The organism is Nocardia higoensis NBRC 100133 (genome assembly GCF_000308595.1).
Lineage (GTDB): Bacteria > Actinomycetota > Actinomycetes > Mycobacteriales > Mycobacteriaceae > Nocardia > Nocardia higoensis.
Genome location: NZ_BAGA01000130.1, coordinates 54,242 through 73,666, shown reverse-complemented (window position 1 = coordinate 73,666; position 19,425 = coordinate 54,242). Strand labels below are relative to the sequence as shown.

Sequence of the window (19,425 nt, the reverse complement as noted above, 5' to 3'; positions counted from 1 at the left end):
GCGCCGCACGGGATTGGCGATATCCGATATCGGAATCGTGGAGATCACCGAGGCTTTCGCCGCGGTGGTGCTCGCCGTCGCCGATGAACTCGGTATCGACCAAGCGCGGATCTGCCCGCAGGGCGGCGCGATCGCGATGGGACATCCGTGGGGTGCCTCGGGTGCGATCCTGCTGGTGCGCTTGGCAAGTCAGATGCTGGCCGGGGACGGCCCGGAACTCGGTCTCGCGGCGTGCGCCATCGGTGGCGGCCAGGGGATCGCGATGGTGGTGGAGAAGGTGGCGTGAGCGAGATCGTCTTCGACGCGGTGGGGCACCGCTACGGTGAGCGGCACGTGCTGCGCTCGATCGACCTGCGGCTGACCGAACGGCGCATCGGCATCATCGGTGCCAACGGCTCGGGCAAGTCGACACTGGCCCGAATGATCAACGGCCTGCTCAAACCCACCTCGGGCACCGTCACCGTCGACGGGATCGACGCCGCCCGCAAGGGCGCGCAGGTGCGCCGCAAGGTCGGCTTCGTCTTCACCGACCCCGACACCCAGATCGTCATGCCCACGGTCGCCGAAGACCTGGCCTTCTCCTTGCGGCGCAGCGGATTGGACAAGGCGCAGATCGCCGCGCGGGTGCGCGAGATGCTGGAACGCTTCGGACTCGAGCATCACGGCGACCATCCGGCCCACCTGCTCTCCGGCGGGCAGAAGCAGTTGCTCGCGATCGGCGCGGTGCTCATCCGCAAGCCCTCGGTGATCGTCGCCGACGAGCCGACCACGCTGCTCGATCTGCGCAACGCCCGCACCGTCGCGCAGGCGCTGGACGCGGTCGATCAGCAGGTCATCGTGGTGACCCATCAGCTCGCCCTGCTCGACACCTTCGACCGGGTCGTCGTGATCGACGAGGGCGCGGTGGCCTTCGACGGATCGCCCGCCGACGCGGTGCCCGCCTACCGTCAGCTGGTCGCATGATCGGTCTCTATCAGCCCGGGAATTCGCTGCTGCACCGGCTGCCCGCCGGGGTGAAGCTGCTGGTGTTGTTCGCCTCGATCGCCGCCGTGACCGTCACGGTGCGCGGGCCGATCGCTGTCGGAGTCGCCGGTGCGGTGATCGCGGTGCTGTTCGCCGTCGCCGGGATCGGGTGGCGGGTGGCGCTGGCCCAGTTGCGGCCGGTCGTGTGGATGCTGGCGATCATCGCCGTCTTCCAGGTGCTGCTCACCTCACCCGAACGCGCCGTGGTGGTCTGCGGCGTGCTGCTGATCTCGGTGGCGCTGGCCGCCTTGGTCACGCTGACCACGAGGGTCGGCGACATGCTCGACGCCGTCACCCGCGCGCTCGGCCCGCTGCGGCGCTTCGGCGTCGATCCCGACCGGATCGGGTTGCTGCTGGCCCTGGCGATTCGCTGCGTGCCGCTGCTGACCGCCATCGTGCAGGAAGTCGCCGAGGCCAGACGGGCGCGCGGCCTGGACTGGTCGATGACCGCCCTGGTCACCCCCGCATTGGTGCGCGCGCTGCGCACGGCCGACGCGATGGGCGAGGCGCTGGCGGCCCGGGGCGCCGACGATGACTGACCTGCTCGCCGACCGGATCGCGCGCCGGGTGACGCGGCAACCGGATGCTCGGGCGGTGATCACCGCCGACGCCCGCATCGGCTACGCGGAGTTCTGGTCCCGGGTGCTGCGCACCGCATCGGGCCTGGACGGCATGGGCCGGGTCGCGGTCCTGCCCACCTCCGACATCGAGTCGCTGGTCGTGGTCACCGCGGCCATGCGGGCCGGCGTCAGCGTGGTGTTGCTGCACCGGCACCTGACCGCGGCGCAGCTACGCCGCGTGCTCGACCTGGCGCGGCCGGGAGCTGTGGTCGCCGCGGCACGGCAGCACCACCGGCTCCGCAGGCTCGGCTGCGAATCCGCCGTCACCGCGGCCGCCCTCGAATCCGACGGCTCGCATCACACGGCCGCGCCCACCGACGAACTGCTGGTCGGCATCACCTCGGGCACCACGGGTGAGCCGAAGCTGTTCGTCCGTGATCAGCGGTCCTGGGCGGCGACACTGAACCGCTCCGACCGCACGTTCGGCATCGAGGAGGGGGACCGGGTCGCCGTGCCCGGCGTCTTGGACCACACGCATTTCCTGTACGGCGCGCTGCACACGCTGACCCGCGGCGCGACAGTGGATCTGCGGGGCGTGGAGCACGCGCTCGACGAGCACACGACCCACCTGTACTCCGTGCCCGCGATCGCCTGGGACGTGGCGCGCTCCGGCCTCGATCCGCTGCCCGGAGTCCGCGAAGTGCTGTCCTCGGCGGCGCGGTGGCCCCGGCCGGGCCGCGAGGCGCTGCGCCGAGTCCTGCCCAACGCCTCGCTGGTGCACTTCTACGGCGCCTCCGAACTGAGTTTCGTCTCCTACGACCGCGACCTCGGCGGCGACGGCGATCGCGGCGCGGGCGAGTTGTTCGACGGGGTCGACGCCGAGATCCGCGACGGACTGGTCCATGTGCGCAGCGACATGCTCTTCACCGGCTATCTCACCGAACAGGGCGTCACCGGCGGCCCGGTCGACGGCTGGACGACCGTCGGTGATCGCGGGCGACTCGACGGCCGCCGACTGACCCTGTTCGGCCGCGACAGCGACATGCTCATCCGCGGCGGCCTGAACGTCGAACCTGCCGCCGTCGAATCCGCGTTGATCGGCCTGCCCGGTATCAGCGAGGCCGCCTGCATCGGAATCCCCGATGCGCGCATGGGGCAGGTTCCGGTGGCGGCGATGGTCGCCGGCCCCGGCGCTCCGACTGTCGCGGAGGTACGAACCCATCTGCGTCGAGTGCTGCCCGCTCCGAGCATGCCGGTGCGCATCCTGCGGCTGGCGAGTTTGCCGCGTACCCCGCGCGGCAAACTCGACCGGCACGCGCTGATCGATCTCTTCGCCGCGCAGAACCGCTCGGACCCCGCCACGCGGTGAGATCGCGCGCCGGGCGTCCGAATACGGGGTGCGGCGGCCTCAGCTACCGCGGTTGACGCCGAGTTCCTGCACGATCGGATTCGCGGGCACCGGACGCTCCCGCTGGTGACGTTCCGATGGGTCCGTTCGCGATGCTGGGCCGCACGCTCGGCGGCCGAACGGCCGTCGTCGAGCGATACCGACTGCACCACTTCAGCGAGATTGGCGTACTCGGCGGGCGGGATCGCCTTCAAGGCGCGAATGGTGTCCCGGTCGGAACCCGCATCGATCGCATGCTGCACCAGGACTTCCTTGTCCACCGGAAAATGGACCTCGGATAACGCTCGGTGCAGCCGGTCGGCGTCGGTCGTCGCCATCGTGTTCCTTCCCGGGCCGCCGCGACGGCCCTTGTCCGTCCCATGTCTGCGATCCGGCGGTACCCGGTGCAGAGGCGGGGAAACAGCGGGGCAGTGGGGCGAGCCCACCACGAACCCGGCTTCACCCGAGCAGCCGCGAGCCTTGACACGCCGCTGGAGGTGAATCTACATTCATCTTCAGTGAATACTCATTCATTACTTCTTTCCCGGTCCACTACAGCCGCCTGAATCGTCGGCGGTGCGCACAGCAAGGAGTCGACATGGATCTGGCGCTGACGGAGGAGCAGCAGAGCTTCCGGCAACTGGCTCGCGAATTCCTCGACAAGGAGGTCGTTCCGCATCGCGCCGCGTGGGATCGTGCCGAGTCGGTGGACATCTCGATCGTGCCCAAGCTCGCCGAGATCGGATTCTTCGGCTTGACCATCCCCGAGGAGTACGGCGGGCTCGGGGGTGACTACATCACCTACTGCCTCGGTATGGAGGAGCTCGGTCGCGCCGACTCGGCGGTGCGCGGCATCGTCTCCGTTTCGATGGGCCTGGTGGGCAAAGTGATCCTGTCCCATGGCACCGAGGAGCAGAAGCGGCAGTGGCTGCCGCGGATCGCCTCGGGAGAGGTGCTTGCCTGTTTCGGCCTCACCGAGCCCGACAACGGCTCCGATCCCGGCCATCTGAAGACCCGCGCGGTGCGCGATGGTGATCACTACATCATCAACGGGTCGAAGATCTTCATCACCAACGGAACCTGGGCCGGCCTGTGCCTGGTGTTCGCCCGCACGGGCGGGCCCGGCCCGAAGGGGGTATCCGCCTTCCTGGTTCCCACCGACACCGAAGGCTTCGAAGCCAGAGAGATCCACGGCAAGCTCGGACTGCGCGGGCAGGCCACCGCCGAACTGTATTTCACCGATATGAGGGTGCCGGCGAGCGCGATGCTCGGCGCGCAGGGGCAGGGTTTCTCGATCGCCATGCATTCGCTGGACAAGGGCCGCGTCTCGGTGGGCGCGGGCTGCGTCGGCATCATCCAGGGCTGCCTCGAGGCGGCCGTCGACTACGCGAGGAACCGCAAGCAGTTCGACCGGCCGATCGCCTCCTATCAGATGATCCAGGACATGATCGCGGACATGTCCGTCGACGCCGACGCGGGCCGGTTGCTGACCTGGCGTGCCGCCGATCTGATCGAACGCGGAAAGCCCTTCGGCACAGCGGCGTCCAAGGCCAAGTACTTCTGCAGCGAGGCGGCGGTGCGGGCGGCGAACAACGCCATCCAGCTCTTCGGTGGCTACGGCTACATCGACGAGTACCCCGTCGCCAAGTACATGCGCGACGCCAGGGTGATGACCCTGTACGAGGGCACCAGTCAGATCCAGAAGCTGCTCATCGGCCGCGCGGAGACAGGCATCAGTGCCTTTCTCTGAGCCGCGAGTACCGCTGCCGACGGGACGGAGGCGTTCGGCGGCCACGCACTGAGCCTGTGAAGCGTCCGGGGCCGGTATCGATCGATACCGGCCCCGGACGTGTGGCCTCAACTCCAGTCGTAGAAGCCGCGGCCGGTCTTGCGGCCGAGCTCACCGCGGGCCACTTTGTCGCGCAGCAACTTCGGCGGCGCGAAGCGCTCGCCCAGCCTGCTGTGCAGGTACTCGGCGACGGCGAGCCGGATATCCAGGCCGACCAGGTCCGTCGAACGCAACGGTCCCATCGGATGCCGGTAGCCCAACTCCATCGCGCGGTCGATCGATGCGGCGTCGGCGACGCCTTCCTCGAGCATCCGGATCGCTTCGAGCCCGAGCAGTACGCCGAGGCGGCTGGTGGCGAAGCCCGGCGAGTCGCGCACCACCACCGGGGTCTTGCCGAGCAACTCGACCCACGTCACGACGGTGGGGATCAGCGACTCGGCAGTGGCCTCGGCACGCACGATCTCGACCAGCGCCGAGGCGGGCACCGGATTGAAGAAGTGCATGCCGAGGAACCTGGTGGGGTCGGTCAGGACGCCGCCCAGATCCGTCGGCGACAGTGAGCTGGTGTTGGTGGCGATCACCGCGTCGGCGGGTACGACGCGCTCCGCCTCGGCGAGCACGCGCCTCTTCAGGCCGGGATCCTCCGGCACCGCCTCGACGAGCAGCGCGGTGTCACCGGGGAACTCGGCCATCGAGGCCACGAAGGACACCCGGCCGGCCACCGTGTCGAGCGGGTCGGCGAGCTTGCCGCGTTCGGCGGCACGGGAAAGGCTGTCGGTCAACCGCTTGCGCGCGGCAGCCGGATCGCCGGTCTCGGACACCGTCACCGAGGCGCCGAGGGCGGCGAAGGTATGGGCGATGCCGATGCCCATGCGGCCGCCGCCGATCACGGCGACGCGGTCGGGTAGCTGGGTCATGCGCGGGTCCTCTTCTCCAGGAAACGGGTCATGCGTTCGTATTTGGCGGGAGTTTCGTACAGCACCGCCTGAGCCAGGTCGTCGACGAGCGGATGTGCCTGGGGGTGGTCGATCGCGCTCTTGGTCAGCCGCACGGCCAGCGGCGCCCATCGGGCGATCCCGTCGACGAGCCGATGCGCGGCGGCGAGCAGTTCGGCCGGCTCGACCACCTCGAGCAGCAGCCCGTGGTGCAGCGCCGCGTGTGCGTCGAGATTCCTGCCGCCGAGCAGCACCTGTTTGGCCACCGAGACTCCCAGCAGCTCGCGCAGCCGGTAAGTCGCCCCGGCGGCCGCGATGATGCCCAGACCCGGCTCCGGGTTGCCGAAGACGGCGCGGGTGGTGGCGATTCGCAGATCGCACGCGTAGGCCAGTTCGGCTCCGCCGCCGAGCGCATAGCCGTCGACGGCGGCGACGGTGGGCATCGGCAGCGCCGCGATGCGGTCGAGCACGCCGCGAGTGGGCGCCGACAGTGCTTCGGGTACGCCTCGCTCGCGCAGTTCGGCGATATCGGCCCCGCCGGCGAACACGCCGTCACCGCCGGTGACGACGAGCGCGCGCGGGGTGGCCTCGAGCGAGGCGCATACCTCGTGGAGTTCGGCGACCATGCGGGTATCGATGGCATTGCGTGCCTCGGGCCGGTGCAACGTGACCACGACGCGGTCGTCGCGGTCGTCGACCAACAGTGTCTCGTAGGTGTTCACAGCGCCTCCACCGCCAACGACACGCCCTGGCCGACACCGACGCACAGGGTCGCCAGCCCCCGCCTCGCTCCCTCGCGTTCCATCCGGCCGAGCAGGGTGACCAGGATGCGGGAGCCGGAGGAGCCCAGCGGATGGCCGAGCGCGATGGCGCCGCCGTCGCTGTTGACGATGCTGTCATCGAGACCGAGTTCGCCTATGACGCCGAGAGATTGCGCGGCGAAGGCCTCGTTGAGTTCGATCGCCTCGATGCTGTCGAGGCGCCAGCCGGTGCGGTCGAGCAGCTTACGGGTGGCCGGGACCGGCCCCAGGCCCATGATGTTCGGAGCCAGTGCCGCCGAAGCACTGCCGACGACGCGGGCCCGCGGTGTCAGGTTGTGCCTGCGGACGGCGTCGGCGCCGGCGAGTACCAGCGCGGACGCGCCGTCGGACAGCGAGGACGACGACCCCGCGGTGACGATGCCGCCGGTGCGGAAGATCGGCGTCAGACGGGCCAGCTTCTCCTCGTCGGTGTCGCGTCGCGGACCTTCGTCGACACCGACGACGCCCTCGCGCACCGGAACCGCGACGATCTCCTTCTCGAACCGGCCCGCATCGATGGCGGCGAGTGCTCGCCGGTGACTGCGGGCGGCAAAGGCGTCGCTCTGCTCGCGGGTGATACCGAGCAGGTCCGCGACCTCTTCGGCTGTCGCACCCATCGACAGGGTGGTCGATTCATCGAAGCCGGGGTTGGTGAACCGCCAGCCGATGGCGGTGTCGAAGACCTCGCCGGGCTTGGCCCAGGGCTTGGCGGGCTTGCTCATCACCCACGGCGCTCGGGTCATCGATTCGACCCCGCCTGCGACGACGATGCCTGCGTCCCCGGCTCGGATCGCCTGGGCGCCTGCGATGACCGCGGTGAGACCGCTCGCGCACAGGCGGTTGACGGTGTATCCGGGAACGGTCTCGGGCAGTCCGGCCAGCAGCACCGCCATCCGGGCGACGTTGCGGTTGTCCTCGCCTGCCTGGTTGGTCGCGCCGAGGATCACCTCGTCGACCGCGTCGGCCGGCGTCGCGCTGCGCGCGAGGACCTCGCCGAGGACGAGTGCGGCCAGATCGTCGGGCCGCACCGAGGCGAGCGCGCCGCCGTATCGACCCTGTGGTGTGCGGACGCCGTCGACGACATAGACATCGCTCATCCGTGATCTCCCTTCCGAAATCGGGCAGTGTGACCCTTGACACGCCCCAGTGAGTGAATGTACGTTCATCAGGAGTGAATCACAATTCACATTCTATGAACAGGCCCTCAAATACCCGCTCCCACCAGCTCTGAGGAGGAGTCATCGTGACTGTTTTCGAGGACATCAGCTACGAGATCGACGGCCCCGCGGCGGTCATCACGATCAACCGCCCGCACCGGTACAACGCCTTCCGCGGCCAGACCGTGGAGGAACTGATCAAGGCCTTCCGTGCCGCGTGGGCAGACAGCCGGGTCTCGGCGATCATCCTCACCGGCGCCGGTGAGAAGGCGTTCTGCACCGGCGGCGACGTCAAGCAGCGCGCCGAGACCGGCGATTACGGCCCCACCGAGAGCGGCATGTTCGAGATCGGCTACCTGCACAAGCTGATCCGCGACATCCCGAAGCCGGTCATCGCGGCGGTCAACGGCGTCGCCATCGGCGGCGGCCACGTGCTGCACGTGCTGTGCGACCTCACCATCGCCTCGGAGAACGCCAAGTTCGGCCAGGCGGGCCCGAAGGTCGGTTCCTTCGACGCCGGTTTCGGCTCGGCTTTCCTCGCCCGCGTCGTCGGGGAGAAGCGTGCCCGCGAGATCTGGTACCTGTGCAGGCAGTACGACGCCGCCACCGCCGAGCGCTGGGGTCTGGTGAACTGGGTGGTACCGCAGGCCCAGTTGCTCGACGAGGCGAAGAAGATCGCCGCGGAGATCGCCGAGAAGAGCCCGACGGCCATCCGTTTCCTCAAGCAGTCGTTCAACGCCGACACCGACCACCAGGCGGGTCTGAGCAACCTCGCGATGTCGGCGCTGGATCTGTTCGGCAAGTCCGACGAGGGCCTCGAGGGCGCGAAGGCGTTCGCCGAGAAGCGGCCCGCCGATTTCGCCAAGTTCGTCAAGGCCTGACACCGCTTCGTTCCGGAAGGGATCGATCCATGAGCACCATCGCACTGGTCACCGGCGCCGGCTCCGGCATCGGCAAGGCCATCGCCACGGCCTTCGCCGCTCGAGGTGACCGCGTCGTCGCCGCCGACCTCGACCTCGCCGCGGCCGAGGCCACCGCGGCGGAGTACCCCGAATTGATCACCGCCCTGCCGGTCGACATCGCCGACCGGGCCCAGGTCGACGAGTTGCGCGCGCGCACCCACGCCGAGGTCGGCGTGCCGACCGTGCTCGTCAACGCCGCGGGCTGGGACCGCACCGATCAATTCCTCAACGCGACACCGGAATTCGCGCAGAAGGTTGTCGCGATCAACTATCTCGGACCGGTCAACATCTGCAGCGCGTTCCTGCCCGGCATCGTCGAGGCGGGCGAGGGCGGCCGGGTGATCAACCTCGCCTCCGACGCAGGCCGGGTCGGCAGCTCCGGCGAGTCGATCTATGCCGGCGCGAAGGGCGGTGTCATCGCGCTGACGAAGTCGCTGGCCCGTGAGATGGCGCGCTACGGCATCAACGTCAACTGCGTATGCCCCGGCCCGACCGACACCCCGCTGTTCCAGGCGCAGGAGGAAAAACTCAAAGCGGCCCTGATCAAGGCCATCCCGTTCCGTCGCCTCGCCCGGCCCGAGGAAGTCGCCGCCCCGGTGCTGTTCTTCGCCTCCGAGGCCGCCTCCTTCATCACCGGCCAGGTGATCAGCGTCAGCGGCGGCCTGACGATGGCCGGCTGACCTCAGAGCTCCAGAGAGGACCAACCCCATGACCGCGTCATACGACGCCCGCGCCTACCGGGAATTCTTCGAGAACGACTTCACCTATCTCAACGGATTCCGGCGCAACACCCGGCGCTATGCGAACCGGATCGCCTTGATCGAACCGGGTTCCGGCGAGCAGTGGACCTACGCCGAACTGGGGGAGCGGATCGACCGCCTGGCGACCGGACTCGCACAAGCCGGCGTGCGGGCCGGGGACGTCGTCGCCTACCAGCTGTTCAACAGCGTCGAGTTCGCCGAGCTCTATCTCGCGACCCAGGCCCTCGGGGCGGTCGGCTCGCCGGTGAACTTCCGCCTGGCCGCCGGGGAGACGGCGTTCCTCCTCGACATGTGCGCGCCCGCGGTGTTCGTCTACGACACCGAACTCACCTCGACCGTGCGGGAGGCGCTGCGGCTGGCGGCGCACACCCCGAAGCTGATCGTCGCCGTCGGTGCCGGTGAATGCGTCGACGTCGCGGGCGCAACGGTGCTGCGCTACCCGGATCTGGCCGCCGACCACATCGCGCTGCCGACGGTGCAGCGCACGGTCTGGGACGAGACCACCCGCCTCTACACCTCGGGCACCACCGGGATGCCCAAGGGCGTGCCGCTCAACAGCATGGTCGAGATCTTCAGCGCCCACGACGTGATCATGCACTTCCCGCTCGGCCCGGAAGACAAGACGCTGAACATGACGCCGTGGTTCCATCGTGGCGGACTGCACGCGGGGGGTCCCAACCCGACGTTCTACGTCGGCGCCCAGGCCGTGCCGCTCCGGTCGTTCGACGCCGACCGCGTCCTCGACCTCGTCGAGGAGCACGGCCTGACCTTCCTGATCGGAGCACCCACCAATCTGGCCATGCTCACCGCCGCGCAGGAACAGCGCCCCCGCGATCTGTCCACGCTGCGCGGCATCGTGACGATGGGCGCGCCGCTGGAAAAGGAAGCAGCCCTGCGTTACCAGCGGGTGCTCAATCCCCGCATCTTCAACGGCTACGGCACCACCGAAGGATTCTGGAACACCTTCCTGCGTCCGTCGGATCTGCCCGGCCGCGCGGGCAGCGCGGGCAACGCCTGTACCGACGACGACGTCCGCGTCGTCCGCGTCTACGCGGACCGGATCGCCGGCCCCGACGATGTCGTCGAACGCGACGGCAGCGAAGTGGGCGAGGTCATCGTCCGTTCCCCGAAGTGCGCCAACGCGTACTTCGATTCGCCCGACCAGGAGAAGGCGAAGTTCCACCAGGGCTGGCTGCACATCGGCGACCTCGCCACCTGGGACGCCGAGGAGTTCGTCACCATCGTCGGGCGCAAGGACGACATGCTCATCAGCGGCGGTGAGAACGTCCACCCCGTGCAGGTGGAAGAGGCCCTCAACGCCCATCCGCGGGTGCAGGATTCGATGGTCGTCGGCGTCCCGGACGAGAAGTGGGGACGCCTCGTGGTGGCCTACATCGTCGCCGAGGACCCGTCGCTGACGGTCGATCAGCTCGAGGAACACTGCCGCACCCATCCGATGCTGTCGTCGTTCAAACGCCCGCGCGCCTATCGGTTCGTCGAGGCGCTGCCGGTGTCCGCCACCGGAAAGAAGTTGCACTACAAGGCATCCGAAGCCGCTGCGGGCGAGTTCGCCGCCGGTCTGTTCACAACTCCCACGGATTCGAGGACATCCCGATGAGTAGCACCACCCTGCCCGAGTTCGACGCCCTGGACCCGCTGTCGCTCGACTCGCTCTACATGTTCTCGATCTGGAACAACGGCTCCGGGGAACAGAAGCAGCGGTGGCTGCCCGGCATGGCGGCCGGTGAGATCATCGTGGCCCGCACCATCCTCGGCGGCAACGGCATCTCGCTGGAATATCCCGTCATCCGGCACATGGTCGACCTCGAGTCCGTACTCACCTACGAGGGCACCCCCGAAATGCACCAACTGGTGCTCGGACAGGCCTTCACCGGTGAAAACGCCTTCCGCTGACAGGAATCCGCACATGAACGCACAACTGGTCCACGACGCCGAACATCGGCAGTTCCGCCAGGTCGCCCGCGATTTCGTTCGCGAGACGATCACTCCGGTCCACGAGGACTGGGAGCAGGCGAGCTGCCTCGATCGCTCGCTGTTCACCGAAGCGGGCAAGCTGGGCCTGCTCGGCTTCTCCGTCCCGGAGGAGTACGGCGGCCCCGGCGTCGACGACTTCCGCTACAACGCCATCCTCATCGAGGAGGTCAACCGGGCGGGCAACGCGGCCGCGGGCATCGCCTTCTCGCTGCAGAACGACGTCGTGCTGCCGTACCTGACCGACATGACCACTGCCGAGCAGAAGGCCAGATGGCTGCCCGGGGTGGTCTCCGGTGAGACGGTGCTCGGCATCGCGATGACCGAGCCCGGCACCGGCAGCGACCTGACCGGCATCCGCACCACCGCCGTCCGCGACGGCGACCACTACGTCGTCGACGGCGCCAAGACCTTCATCTCCAACGGACAGAACGGCGACCTGTTCGTCGTGGCCGTCCGCACCTCCGAGGATCCGCACAAGGGCCTGACCCTGCTCGTCGTCGAGGCAGACACCCCCGGCTTCGTACGCGGCCGCAACCTGGCGAAGATCGGCCTGCACGCCCAGGACACCAGCGAGCTGTCCTTCGCCGACATGCGGGTGCCGGTGGCGAACCGGCTCGGCGAGGAAGGGCAGGGCTTCTACCAGCTCGTGCACAACCTGCCGCAGGAACGGCTGTCGCTGGCCGTCGGTGCGGTCTCCGCGGCCGAGGGCGTGTTCGCCCAGACCCTGGCCTACGTCAAGGAACGCACGGCGTTCGGGAAACCCGTATCGAGCTTCCAGAACACCCAGTTCGTGCTCGCCGAGCTGGCCACCGAACTCGACATCGCGCGCACTTTCCTCGACGACTGCCTCGCCGAACACGTCGCGGGCGAGCTGACCGCGGCCCGCGCGGCCCGGCTCAAGTGGTGGGCCACCGAACTGCAGGTACGCGTCGCCGACCGCTGCCTGCAACTGCACGGCGGCTACGGCTACATGCGCGAATACGCGGTGGGGCGGGCGTTCGTCGACGCCCGCATCCAGACCATCTACGGCGGGACCACCGAGATCATGAAGACCATCGTCGCCAAGGATCTCGGACTCTGACGCCCATCGTCCGTGCCGCGACCCCTACCACTGGAGAACCCCATGAGCGTCGTCATCGACCGTGCGGACCACATCGGCATCATCACCCTGGATCGCCCGCCCGCCAACGCCTTCGACGAAGCGCAGACAGCGCGCTTGGCCGCGGCGGTGGCCGAACTCGGCGCGGACCCCGAGATCCGCTGCCTGCTGGTTCGCGGCGCGGGGCCGCATTTCTGCGGCGGCGCCGACATCGCCATGATGAACTCCTGGCGCGATGCGCCGGACCGCGGCAACCGCATCGCCCGCTTCGCGACCGGCCTCCAGGACGTTTTCGCGACATTGGCGGCGTTGCCCACACCGTCCGTCGCGGCGATCGAGGGCGCCGCGACCGGCGGCGGCCTCGAACTGGCGCTCGCCTGCGACTTCCGGATCGCGAGCGTGTCCGCTCGGCTCGGCCTGCCGGAGGTGGGACTCGGGTTGCTGCCCGGAGCGGGCGGCACGCAACGCCTCACCCGCACCGTCGGCCCCGCGGTCGCCACCCGCCTCATCCTCGGCGCCGAACTCGTCGACGGACGCGAAGCGCACCGCCTCGGTGTCGTGCACACCGCGGTCGACGGCGAGGTGGGCCCGGAGGCGATGCGGCTGGCGCATCGGCTCGCGGCACTCCCGTCGGCGGCCTACGGTGCGGCCAAACGATGCATCGCCGCCGCCCGCGGGGAACACGGCTACGCCGTGGAGATCGACGAGATCGGCCGCCTCATGGAGAACGAGGAGACCGCGCACCGCCTCGGGCGATTCCTGACCGGAGCGCGCTGACGCCCGTCGGCGCGCTCACCGGGTTCACTCGGTACCCTTGGCCGGTCTGGCTGGGCCGAGACGTTGACGGTCCACGACTTTCCCGGTCCATGACACCGCGACGAGGAGCATCACGATGACCACCGACCACCACGCGTTGCCCGTGGACGAGGCCGTGCGTGTCGTACGGACCGAATCCCGTCGTAAGCAGGTGCTTGCCGCCGCGGTTCGGGTCATGCAGCGCACCGGCTTCCACCAGATGTCGATGCAGGCCCTCGCCGACGAGGCGAAGGTCAGCGTCGGCCTCATCTACAAATACTTCGGCGGCAAGGAGGACATCCTGCTCGCCACCATCCTCGTCATCCTCGACTCGTTCAACGACCAGCTCGAACCCGCCATGGACGCCGCGGGCGACGACCCGGTAGAGCGTCTCGTCGCCGGCATGCGTCGCTACATCGAGATCGTGGACGAGAATCTCGACGCCACTGTGCTCACCTACCGGGAGAGCCGCACCCTCGACTCGGCGGGCCGCACCAGGATCAAGGAACTCGAGGTGCAGTCGTCGGCCCCGCTGCGCGCCGCACTCGACGACGGAATCGCCGCCGGACTGATGAACCCGGTCGACGTCGACCTGATGGTCTTCGACTTCGTGCTGCTCGCGCACGGCTGGGCGCTCAAGCACTGGCACTTCGGCAATCTCTACAGCCTCGACGAGTACATCCGGCTGCAGATCCGCTTCGTGCTGAACACGCTGCTGCCGAGCGAGCGGCGCGAGGAGTACGCACACCTGCTGCGATGAGTTCGGCTCAGCCTTGCGCCGAGCACAAACGCTGGTCGGCGCCCCGGCCACGGCCGGTCGATCACTATTCCGTCGCCTCACGAAGCTTCCGGAACTCGTCGGCCAGGCCGTCCAGCGTGTAGTGGGCGTTGAGGCCGCTCGGATTGGGAAGCACCCAGATCTCGGTGTCGCCGAGCGTCTCCGATTGCCGTCCGACAGTGGTCTTCGGCCGACCGAACGCGGTGCGGTAGGCGCCGAGGCCGAGGACGGCCAGCACCCTCGGGCGATTCCGCTCGACCGTGTCGACGAGCGCGCGGCCACCCTCGCGCAGTTCCTGCGGGGTGAGCTGGTCGGCCTTCGCCGTGGTGCGCGCGGCGACATTCGTGATGCCCAGCCCGAGCGCGAGCAGTTCCTCCTGTTCGTCGGGGCGCAACAGTCGCGGGGTGAATCCCGATCGGAACAGCGCGGGCCAGAAGCGGTTTCCCGGTCGAGCGAAGTGATGGCCGGTCGCCCCCGACCACAATCCAGGATTGATGCCGCAGAACAGCACCCGTAGACCAGGCGCCACCAGATCGGGGATGGTCGTGCCCTCCGCGGCGGCCAGATCGGCCGGGGTGGGGCGGTGTGCAGTGGAACGTCTCACCCGCCCAGTCTGCGCCCCTCCGGGGGCCCGCAGCGATGCCGGTCAGCGAACGGCGTCGACGTCGATCCGTTCCGCACCGATCCGGGTGATGCGCTGCCGCCCCCACTCGCCCAGCGGGCCGAGCGCTGCGTTCAAGCTGCGACCGTGATCGGTGAGCGAGTACTCGACCCGCGGCGGCACCTCGCGATACACCTCGCGATGCACCAGGCCGTCCTCTTCCATCTCCCGTAGGTGTTGGACCAGCATCTTCTCGCTGACTCCCGGCAGTCCGCGCCGGAGCTCGCCGAATCGGCGCGTGCCGTTGTCGAGCTCCCACAGGATCAGCGATTTCCACTTGCCGGACACCACGTCCATGGCGGCGTCGATTCCGCAGATATACGGGCCTGTTCTCGGTGTTCTGGTCACCGCATGCTCCTTTGACACTTACCCGAAGGTGGGTATCGAAGAAAATAGTGGGTACTTGTCGCATCCGCAGCACGTGGGCAGCATGGAACTCGTCGATCGGCACCGAAATCACCTGATCATTCGAATCGTGAGGAAATCACCCACCATGAATTCACCTGCCACCGTCAGCATGCTCGGACTGGGCGAGATGGGGCGCGCCCTGGCCGCCGCGTTGCTGCGCAGCGATACCCGGGTGACGGTCTGGAACCGCACGCCGGGCAGAGCGGGCGCATTGGTCGATGCCGGTGCCGTCGAGGTCCGTGCCGTCGGTGACGCGGTCGAGGCCGCCGAGTTGATCGTCGTCTGCCTGCTCGACCATGCCTCGGTGCGCGAGACCCTGGGACCGGTCGCCGAGCACCTGCGCGGCCGCACGCTGGTCGACCTGACCACCACCTCGCCGGAAGAGGCCAGGGAACTGGACCGTTGGGCCGCCGCCCACGGGATCGCCTGTGTGGACGGCGGAATCATGGCGGTTCCGTCCATGATCGCCGGGCCCGGTTCGGAGATCCTCTACAGCGGCGATGCGACGGCGTTCCACCGATACCGGGACATTCTCGATGTCTGGGGGACCAGCACCTACCTCGGCAGCGATCCCGGCCTGGCGTCGTTGTACGACCTCGCGCTGTTGTCCGCGATGTACGTGATGTTCGCCGGGTACATGCAAGGGGCGGCGCTGGTCCGCACCGCGGGTGTCACCGCCACCGAGTTCGCCGACCGGGCGGCCGCGTGGATCTCCGCGATGACCGGCGGTCTGGCGGGTTTCGGCCGGGTGATCGACGGCGGCGACTACACCGTTGCGGGCCAGCAGAGTCTCGACTTCTCCGATCTGTCCACGATCCTCGCCGCGACCGACGACGCGGGCGTGGGGAACGATCCGATCGCGATGGTGCAGAAGCTGATCGACGCCCAGCGCGCCGCGGGTCACGGCGGCGAAGGTTTCGCCCGCATCTTCGAGTCGGTCGCCCGGCCCGTCCCGGCCGGGCGGTCCTAGCTCACCGGTTCAGCACGCCGCGGAGCCCAACCGGTTCAGCGCCGAGCTGCCTCCGCTGGTTCCCGGCCGGGGCGGTCCGGGCCATCAGCCGAGCGGCTGGTGGCCGTCGCTGCGGGTGCTCACCGGAGTCGTGCGAAGTAGTGGTGCGTACGCATCCGGCTCAGGCGAAGCCGGACTCGTCGGGATGGGTGACGGGGGCGGTGAGCATGCCCGCGCAGGCGTCGGTGAGGAAGTGGCCGAGAGCCGCCCACTGCGGTTTCTCTGTTCCCGCTTGAACTTTGGCCTCGTACTCGGCGCAGACGTCGATGATCATGCGGCCCAGCAGCGCCGTGCGGCCGGTGAGGACGTCCGGGGGCAGGGCGCCGAGCTGGGTGAGCAGGCGCTCGATGAGGGTCACGGCGAGCGGGTCCGAGCCGACGATGTCGGTGGTGAGCGTGGCGGTCGAGGGTGTGGTGCGCAGTTGCCGGATGAGGCGGGCCCACCAGGTGGGGGCGGGCAGGGTCGCGAGATGCTCGGTGACCGGCACCACAAGGCAGCGCAAGTGGTCGGTGACCCCGGGCTCGGCGGGCAGCCGGGCGGCGAGATCGGCTCGCCGTCTGCGGACCGATTCGTTGTGGCGGTCGAAGATCGCGCGGATCAGTTCGTCGCGTCCGCCGAAGTGATAGGCGACCGCGGAATGGTTCGCCTGACCTGCGTGTTCGGCGATGCGTCGGTTGGACACCGAATCGATGCCGACAGTGGCGAAGAGCTCCTCGGCGGCATCGAGGAGTGCTTGCCGAGCTTGGTCGCCGTGCCGTGCCATGGTTCTCCCGTTCTCGCGCGAACACTCGCCACGATGATCGCAGCCGGCCATGTGCGGTGAGCGTCACAGGGTCGCCGGTGGGTGATTCTAAGTCACGTGGCGTAGATTCGGTGGTCTGCCCGATCGTCCGGGCCTACCATCCCGAAAAATAGCCGAGGAGCTTTTTCGTGACCTCTACCCTGTCCGCATCCGAGGAGCGATCCGACGATCCCGAACAGACCGAATCCGGTGTGGAACAGGCCGAACCGGACACCCAGGCCGAGCTGGACAAGGCCGCCAAGCGGGCCAAGGCCGAACGGATCGGCCGCATGGTCGCGATGTTCCTGTTCCCGTTCCTGCTGGTCACCATGATGATCACCGGGTATCTGGCGGCCATGCACCACACCGCGCCGCACAACCTGCCGATCGCGGTGGCCGGTCCGGCCGCCGAGGCGGTGCGCTTCGCGCAGGCGCTCGAGGCCGCCGACCCGGACGCGGTCGATGTGCGGGTGGTCGCCACCGCCGCCGACGCCGAGCAGTTGGTGCTCGACCGCGAGGTCTCGGGTGCGGTCGTGCTGGCGCAGCAGGGCGAGAGCGGCCCGGCGAAGCTCTACACCGCGGGCGCGGCGGGCGCTTCCCAGTCCGGGACCGTCACCCAACTGCTCGCGCCGCAGCTCATCGGCCAGGGCATCGGGTTCAGCGCCGAAGATCTGGCGCCGCTGCCGAGCAACGACAGCGCGGGCCTGGCGCCGATGTTCATGACGACCGCCCTCATGCTGGCCGGCTACATGCCGCTGAGCCTGATGCTCTCCTCGGCCCCGCATCTGCTGCGACTGCGCCGATTCCTGCCGCTGCTGGCGGGCTGGTCCGCGCTGACCGCCTTCCTGGTGTGGTTCGTGGCCGGACCGGTGCTGGGCGCCGTGCACGGTCACACCGTGGAAATCCTCGGCCTCGGCTTCCTGACCGTCGCCGCGGTCGGACTGGTGCAGTTGTTCTTCACCCGCATCTTCGGGCCGATGGCGGTCCTGGTGGGCATGCTGTTCATCATGGTGCTGGGCGTGCCCGCCTCCAACATGGGCATGTCGATCCACACGCTGCCCTCGCTGTACCCGTGGCTGCACAACTTCCTGCCGGCTCCCGCGATCGGCGAGTCGCTGCGTTCGGTGATCTACTTCGGCGGCAACGGTCTGGGCGGCCACGTGATCGTGCTCGTGATCGGCGCTGCCGCGGGCCTGGGCCTGACCGCCCTGCTCGATTTCGTCAAGCGCCGCCGCAACCCGGACGCCGCCGGCCCCGAGCCGACCATGTTCTCGCTGACCGGCGGCAGGCCGGCCCGCAAGCCGGTGCTCTACACCACGATGGCGTTCTTCCCGCTGGCGATGCTGGTGCTCATGCTGTCGACGATGCTCGGCGCCATGTACCAGCCCGCGCCCAAGGACATGCCGGTCGCCGTCGTCGGCGCCACCACCGAGCAGGCCCAGATGATGGTCACGGGCTTGGAGCAGAACATGACCGGGCTGTTCGACCTGCGCGCGCTCGACGATGCCGACGCCGCACGCGAACAGGTACGCGATCGTGACATCGTCGCCGCCTACGTGTTGCCCTCGGCCGCAACACCGAACGCCACGCTGATCACCAACGGCGCCGCGGGAATGAGCCAGCAGCAGGTGGTCGGCCGCGTGTTCGGCCAGGTCGCCGCAGGCTCGGGCATGACGCTGGAGACCGTGGACCTGGCGCCGCTGGGCGCCGAGGACACCACGGGCACGGTGTCGCTGTATGTCGCGATGGGCTGGATCATGTCCGGCTTCATGATCATCGTGGTGGCGGCCAACGCCTTTCCGCCCGCCATGCGCCCGCGCAACCTGCTGGCGGTGGTGGCCGGCTGGTCGGTCTTCATGTCGGTGGTTCTGTGGCTCATCGCCGACCCGCTCATCGGTGCGGTCGACGGTCACTTCCTGAAGCTCGTCGGCGCCGGCATCGTGGCGATCTTCTGCACGGCCATGTTCACCACCGTGTTCGTCCGCCTGATCGGGCTGCTCGCGGTGATCCCGGTGATCGCCGTGCTGATGTTCCTCGGCGTGCCCGCTTCGGGCGGCGCCATGTCGATCTACATGGAGCCGGAGGTCTTCCGCTTCCTGCACGAGGTGCTGCCCATGCCGGCCGCCGTCGAATCGGTGCGTTCCATCCTGTACTTCGGCGGCGACAGCGTCGGTGGACATCTGATCACCTTCCTGATCTGGGGCGCGATCTCTCTGGTGTTCGTGTTCGTCGTCGACCGCCTGCGACCGGTCCTCGACATCGAGGAACTCCAGCCGGCGCGGCCACCGGCGGAGGAGGAAGCCGAGAAGAGCGGGGAGCCCGTGGGCGCCTCCGCCTGATCCACTCAGGGCACAGTTGAGCAACGTCCCCGATGCCGCCGTCCTCGGCGGGGTCGGGGACGTCGTGCGTTTCCGGGCCCCGACGGTGCGGTAAGTAACGTATCGGTTCGCTCGCCGGCTGAAAAAGAGGAAATGTTGACCATGCCGATACCTATTCGTCTCGAAATGGTTTCGAGGTCGCTTTCG

The 19,425-nt window shown here is 68.7% G+C and carries 18 protein-coding genes and 3 pseudogenes; 14 read left to right on the top strand and 7 right to left on the bottom strand.

Translation table 11 applies throughout. From position 1 onward, the window contains the following. The 4 genes and pseudogenes from ON26_RS23620 to ON26_RS23605 form a co-directional block, all read left to right on the top strand. Positions 1-286, top strand: a pseudogene (locus tag ON26_RS23620) (acetyl-CoA C-acyltransferase); the annotation flags it as partial. Further along, entirely contained in the window at positions 283-963 is a 681-nt protein-coding gene (locus ON26_RS23615; RefSeq protein WP_040798649.1) for an energy-coupling factor ABC transporter ATP-binding protein, read from the top strand. The pseudogene ON26_RS23620 and the gene ON26_RS23615, both read left to right, overlap by 4 nt. Next, entirely contained in the window at positions 960-1,562 is a 603-nt protein-coding gene (locus ON26_RS23610; RefSeq protein ID WP_040798647.1) for an energy-coupling factor transporter transmembrane component T family protein, read from the top strand. Before ON26_RS23615 ends, ON26_RS23610 begins: the two co-directional genes overlap by 4 nt. Next, the gene (locus tag ON26_RS23605; RefSeq protein WP_040798646.1) at positions 1,555-2,952 is read left to right on the top strand and encodes a class I adenylate-forming enzyme family protein; all 1,398 of its coding nucleotides are present in this window, start codon (positions 1,555-1,557) and stop codon (positions 2,950-2,952) included. The genes ON26_RS23610 and ON26_RS23605 overlap by 8 nt, the downstream gene beginning before the upstream one ends. A gap of 197 nt (positions 2,953-3,149) precedes the next feature. Here ON26_RS23605 and ON26_RS35120 read toward each other — a convergent pair. Then, positions 3,150-3,308, bottom strand: a pseudogene (locus tag ON26_RS35120) (DUF2795 domain-containing protein); the annotation flags it as partial. Positions 3,309-3,568: 260 nt separating this feature from the next. Here ON26_RS35120 and ON26_RS23595 point away from each other — a divergent pair. Continuing rightward, positions 3,569-4,720, top strand: coding sequence for an acyl-CoA dehydrogenase family protein (locus tag ON26_RS23595; protein WP_040798642.1), 1,152 nt, complete (start codon positions 3,569-3,571; stop codon positions 4,718-4,720). A 107-nt stretch (positions 4,721-4,827) separates the two neighbouring features. Here ON26_RS23595 and ON26_RS23590 read toward each other — a convergent pair whose 3' ends face one another. From ON26_RS23590 to ON26_RS23580, 3 genes are read right to left on the bottom strand one after another with little or no spacing between them, the layout of a single operon-like run. Next, positions 4,828-5,676 (bottom strand): 3-hydroxyacyl-CoA dehydrogenase family protein, encoded by an 849-nt coding sequence (locus tag ON26_RS23590; protein ID WP_040798641.1) that lies wholly within the window; start codon positions 5,674-5,676, stop codon positions 4,828-4,830. After that, positions 5,673-6,416, bottom strand: a complete 744-nt coding sequence (locus ON26_RS23585) for an enoyl-CoA hydratase/isomerase family protein (protein WP_040798639.1) — start codon at positions 6,414-6,416, stop codon at positions 5,673-5,675. The genes ON26_RS23590 and ON26_RS23585 overlap by 4 nt, the downstream gene beginning before the upstream one ends. Beyond that, positions 6,413-7,591, bottom strand: a complete 1,179-nt coding sequence (locus ON26_RS23580) for a thiolase family protein (RefSeq protein WP_040798637.1) — start codon at positions 7,589-7,591, stop codon at positions 6,413-6,415. The genes ON26_RS23585 and ON26_RS23580 overlap by 4 nt, the downstream gene beginning before the upstream one ends. 146 nt (positions 7,592-7,737) lie before the next feature. Here ON26_RS23580 and ON26_RS23575 point away from each other — a divergent pair, with 146 nt between their 5' ends. The 7 genes and pseudogenes from ON26_RS23575 to ON26_RS23545 all read left to right on the top strand — a co-directional run bounded on the left by ON26_RS23575 (position 7,738) and on the right by ON26_RS23545 (position 14,023). Beyond that, on the top strand, positions 7,738-8,532 hold the full coding sequence (locus tag ON26_RS23575) for an enoyl-CoA hydratase-related protein (protein WP_040798633.1): 795 nt from the start codon (positions 7,738-7,740) through the stop codon (positions 8,530-8,532). Positions 8,533-8,561: 29 nt separating this feature from the next. Further along, positions 8,562-9,293: an SDR family NAD(P)-dependent oxidoreductase gene (locus ON26_RS23570; RefSeq protein WP_040798631.1), complete on the top strand. Its 732-nt coding sequence runs from the start codon at positions 8,562-8,564 to the stop codon at positions 9,291-9,293. A 28-nt stretch (positions 9,294-9,321) separates the two neighbouring features. Then, the gene (locus ON26_RS23565; RefSeq protein ID WP_040798628.1) at positions 9,322-10,992 is read left to right on the top strand and encodes a class I adenylate-forming enzyme family protein; all 1,671 of its coding nucleotides are present in this window, start codon (positions 9,322-9,324) and stop codon (positions 10,990-10,992) included. A gap of 140 nt (positions 10,993-11,132) precedes the next feature. Then, positions 11,133-11,288: pseudogene (locus tag ON26_RS33560) on the top strand (acyl-CoA dehydrogenase family protein); the annotation flags it as partial. A gap of 13 nt (positions 11,289-11,301) precedes the next feature. Beyond that, the gene (locus ON26_RS23555; RefSeq protein ID WP_040798626.1) at positions 11,302-12,450 is read left to right on the top strand and encodes an acyl-CoA dehydrogenase family protein; all 1,149 of its coding nucleotides are present in this window, start codon (positions 11,302-11,304) and stop codon (positions 12,448-12,450) included. Between the two features lie 42 nt (positions 12,451-12,492). Next, positions 12,493-13,245, top strand: coding sequence for an enoyl-CoA hydratase/isomerase family protein (locus ON26_RS23550; protein WP_040798624.1), 753 nt, complete (start codon positions 12,493-12,495; stop codon positions 13,243-13,245). A 115-nt stretch (positions 13,246-13,360) separates the two neighbouring features. Continuing rightward, a complete protein-coding gene (locus ON26_RS23545; protein ID WP_040798622.1) occupies positions 13,361-14,023 on the top strand; it encodes a TetR/AcrR family transcriptional regulator in 663 nt (220 codons plus the stop codon). A gap of 64 nt (positions 14,024-14,087) precedes the next feature. Here the strand turns inward: ON26_RS23545 and mug are convergent, their stop codons facing one another. Both mug and ON26_RS23535 read right to left on the bottom strand, forming a co-directional pair. Continuing rightward, complete coding sequence (gene mug, locus ON26_RS23540) at positions 14,088-14,645, bottom strand: G/U mismatch-specific DNA glycosylase (RefSeq protein WP_040798621.1); 558 nt, start codon at positions 14,643-14,645, stop codon at positions 14,088-14,090. A 42-nt stretch (positions 14,646-14,687) separates the two neighbouring features. Beyond that, positions 14,688-14,999 carry a winged helix-turn-helix transcriptional regulator gene (locus ON26_RS23535; RefSeq protein ID WP_157171988.1) on the bottom strand — a complete coding sequence of 104 codons (312 nt, stop codon included), beginning with the start codon at positions 14,997-14,999 and terminating at the stop codon, positions 14,688-14,690. Positions 15,000-15,195: 196 nt separating this feature from the next. Between ON26_RS23535 and ON26_RS23530 the strand changes: the two genes are divergently transcribed. After that, positions 15,196-16,080: an NAD(P)-dependent oxidoreductase gene (locus ON26_RS23530; RefSeq protein WP_040798688.1), complete on the top strand. Its 885-nt coding sequence runs from the start codon at positions 15,196-15,198 to the stop codon at positions 16,078-16,080. A gap of 160 nt (positions 16,081-16,240) precedes the next feature. Here the strand turns inward: ON26_RS23530 and ON26_RS23525 are convergent, their stop codons facing one another. After that, positions 16,241-16,882 carry a TetR/AcrR family transcriptional regulator gene (locus ON26_RS23525; RefSeq protein ID WP_040798685.1) on the bottom strand — a complete coding sequence of 214 codons (642 nt, stop codon included), beginning with the start codon at positions 16,880-16,882 and terminating at the stop codon, positions 16,241-16,243. Between the two features lie 167 nt (positions 16,883-17,049). Here ON26_RS23525 and ON26_RS23520 point away from each other — a divergent pair, with 167 nt between their 5' ends. After that, on the top strand, positions 17,050-19,239 hold the full coding sequence (locus tag ON26_RS23520) for an ABC transporter permease (RefSeq protein WP_174375438.1): 2,190 nt from the start codon (positions 17,050-17,052) through the stop codon (positions 19,237-19,239). Positions 19,240-19,425: the final 186 nt, after the last annotated feature.

Bases quoted from the DNA above. Each gene is read 5' to 3' on its own strand.
- ON26_RS23545 (WP_040798622.1), top strand. From the start codon at position 13,361: ATGACCACCGACCACCACGCGTTGCCCGTGGACGAGGCCGTGCGTGTC.
- ON26_RS23605 (WP_040798646.1), top strand. From the start codon at position 1,555: ATGACTGACCTGCTCGCCGACCGGATCGCGCGCCGGGTGACGCGGCAA.
- ON26_RS23590 (WP_040798641.1), bottom strand. From the start codon at position 5,676: ATGACCCAGCTACCCGACCGCGTCGCCGTGATCGGCGGCGGCCGCATG.
- ON26_RS23555 (WP_040798626.1), top strand. From the start codon at position 11,302: ATGAACGCACAACTGGTCCACGACGCCGAACATCGGCAGTTCCGCCAG.
- ON26_RS23565 (WP_040798628.1), top strand. From the start codon at position 9,322: ATGACCGCGTCATACGACGCCCGCGCCTACCGGGAATTCTTCGAGAAC.
- ON26_RS23530 (WP_040798688.1), top strand. From the start codon at position 15,196: ATGAATTCACCTGCCACCGTCAGCATGCTCGGACTGGGCGAGATGGGG.
- ON26_RS23610 (WP_040798647.1), top strand. From the start codon at position 960: ATGATCGGTCTCTATCAGCCCGGGAATTCGCTGCTGCACCGGCTGCCC.
- ON26_RS23550 (WP_040798624.1), top strand. From the start codon at position 12,493: ATGAGCGTCGTCATCGACCGTGCGGACCACATCGGCATCATCACCCTG.
- ON26_RS23525 (WP_040798685.1), bottom strand. From the start codon at position 16,882: ATGGCACGGCACGGCGACCAAGCTCGGCAAGCACTCCTCGATGCCGCC.
- ON26_RS23535 (WP_157171988.1), bottom strand. From the start codon at position 14,999: ATGGACGTGGTGTCCGGCAAGTGGAAATCGCTGATCCTGTGGGAGCTC.
- ON26_RS23595 (WP_040798642.1), top strand. From the start codon at position 3,569: ATGGATCTGGCGCTGACGGAGGAGCAGCAGAGCTTCCGGCAACTGGCT.
- ON26_RS23570 (WP_040798631.1), top strand. From the start codon at position 8,562: ATGAGCACCATCGCACTGGTCACCGGCGCCGGCTCCGGCATCGGCAAG.
- ON26_RS23580 (WP_040798637.1), bottom strand. From the start codon at position 7,591: ATGAGCGATGTCTATGTCGTCGACGGCGTCCGCACACCACAGGGTCGA.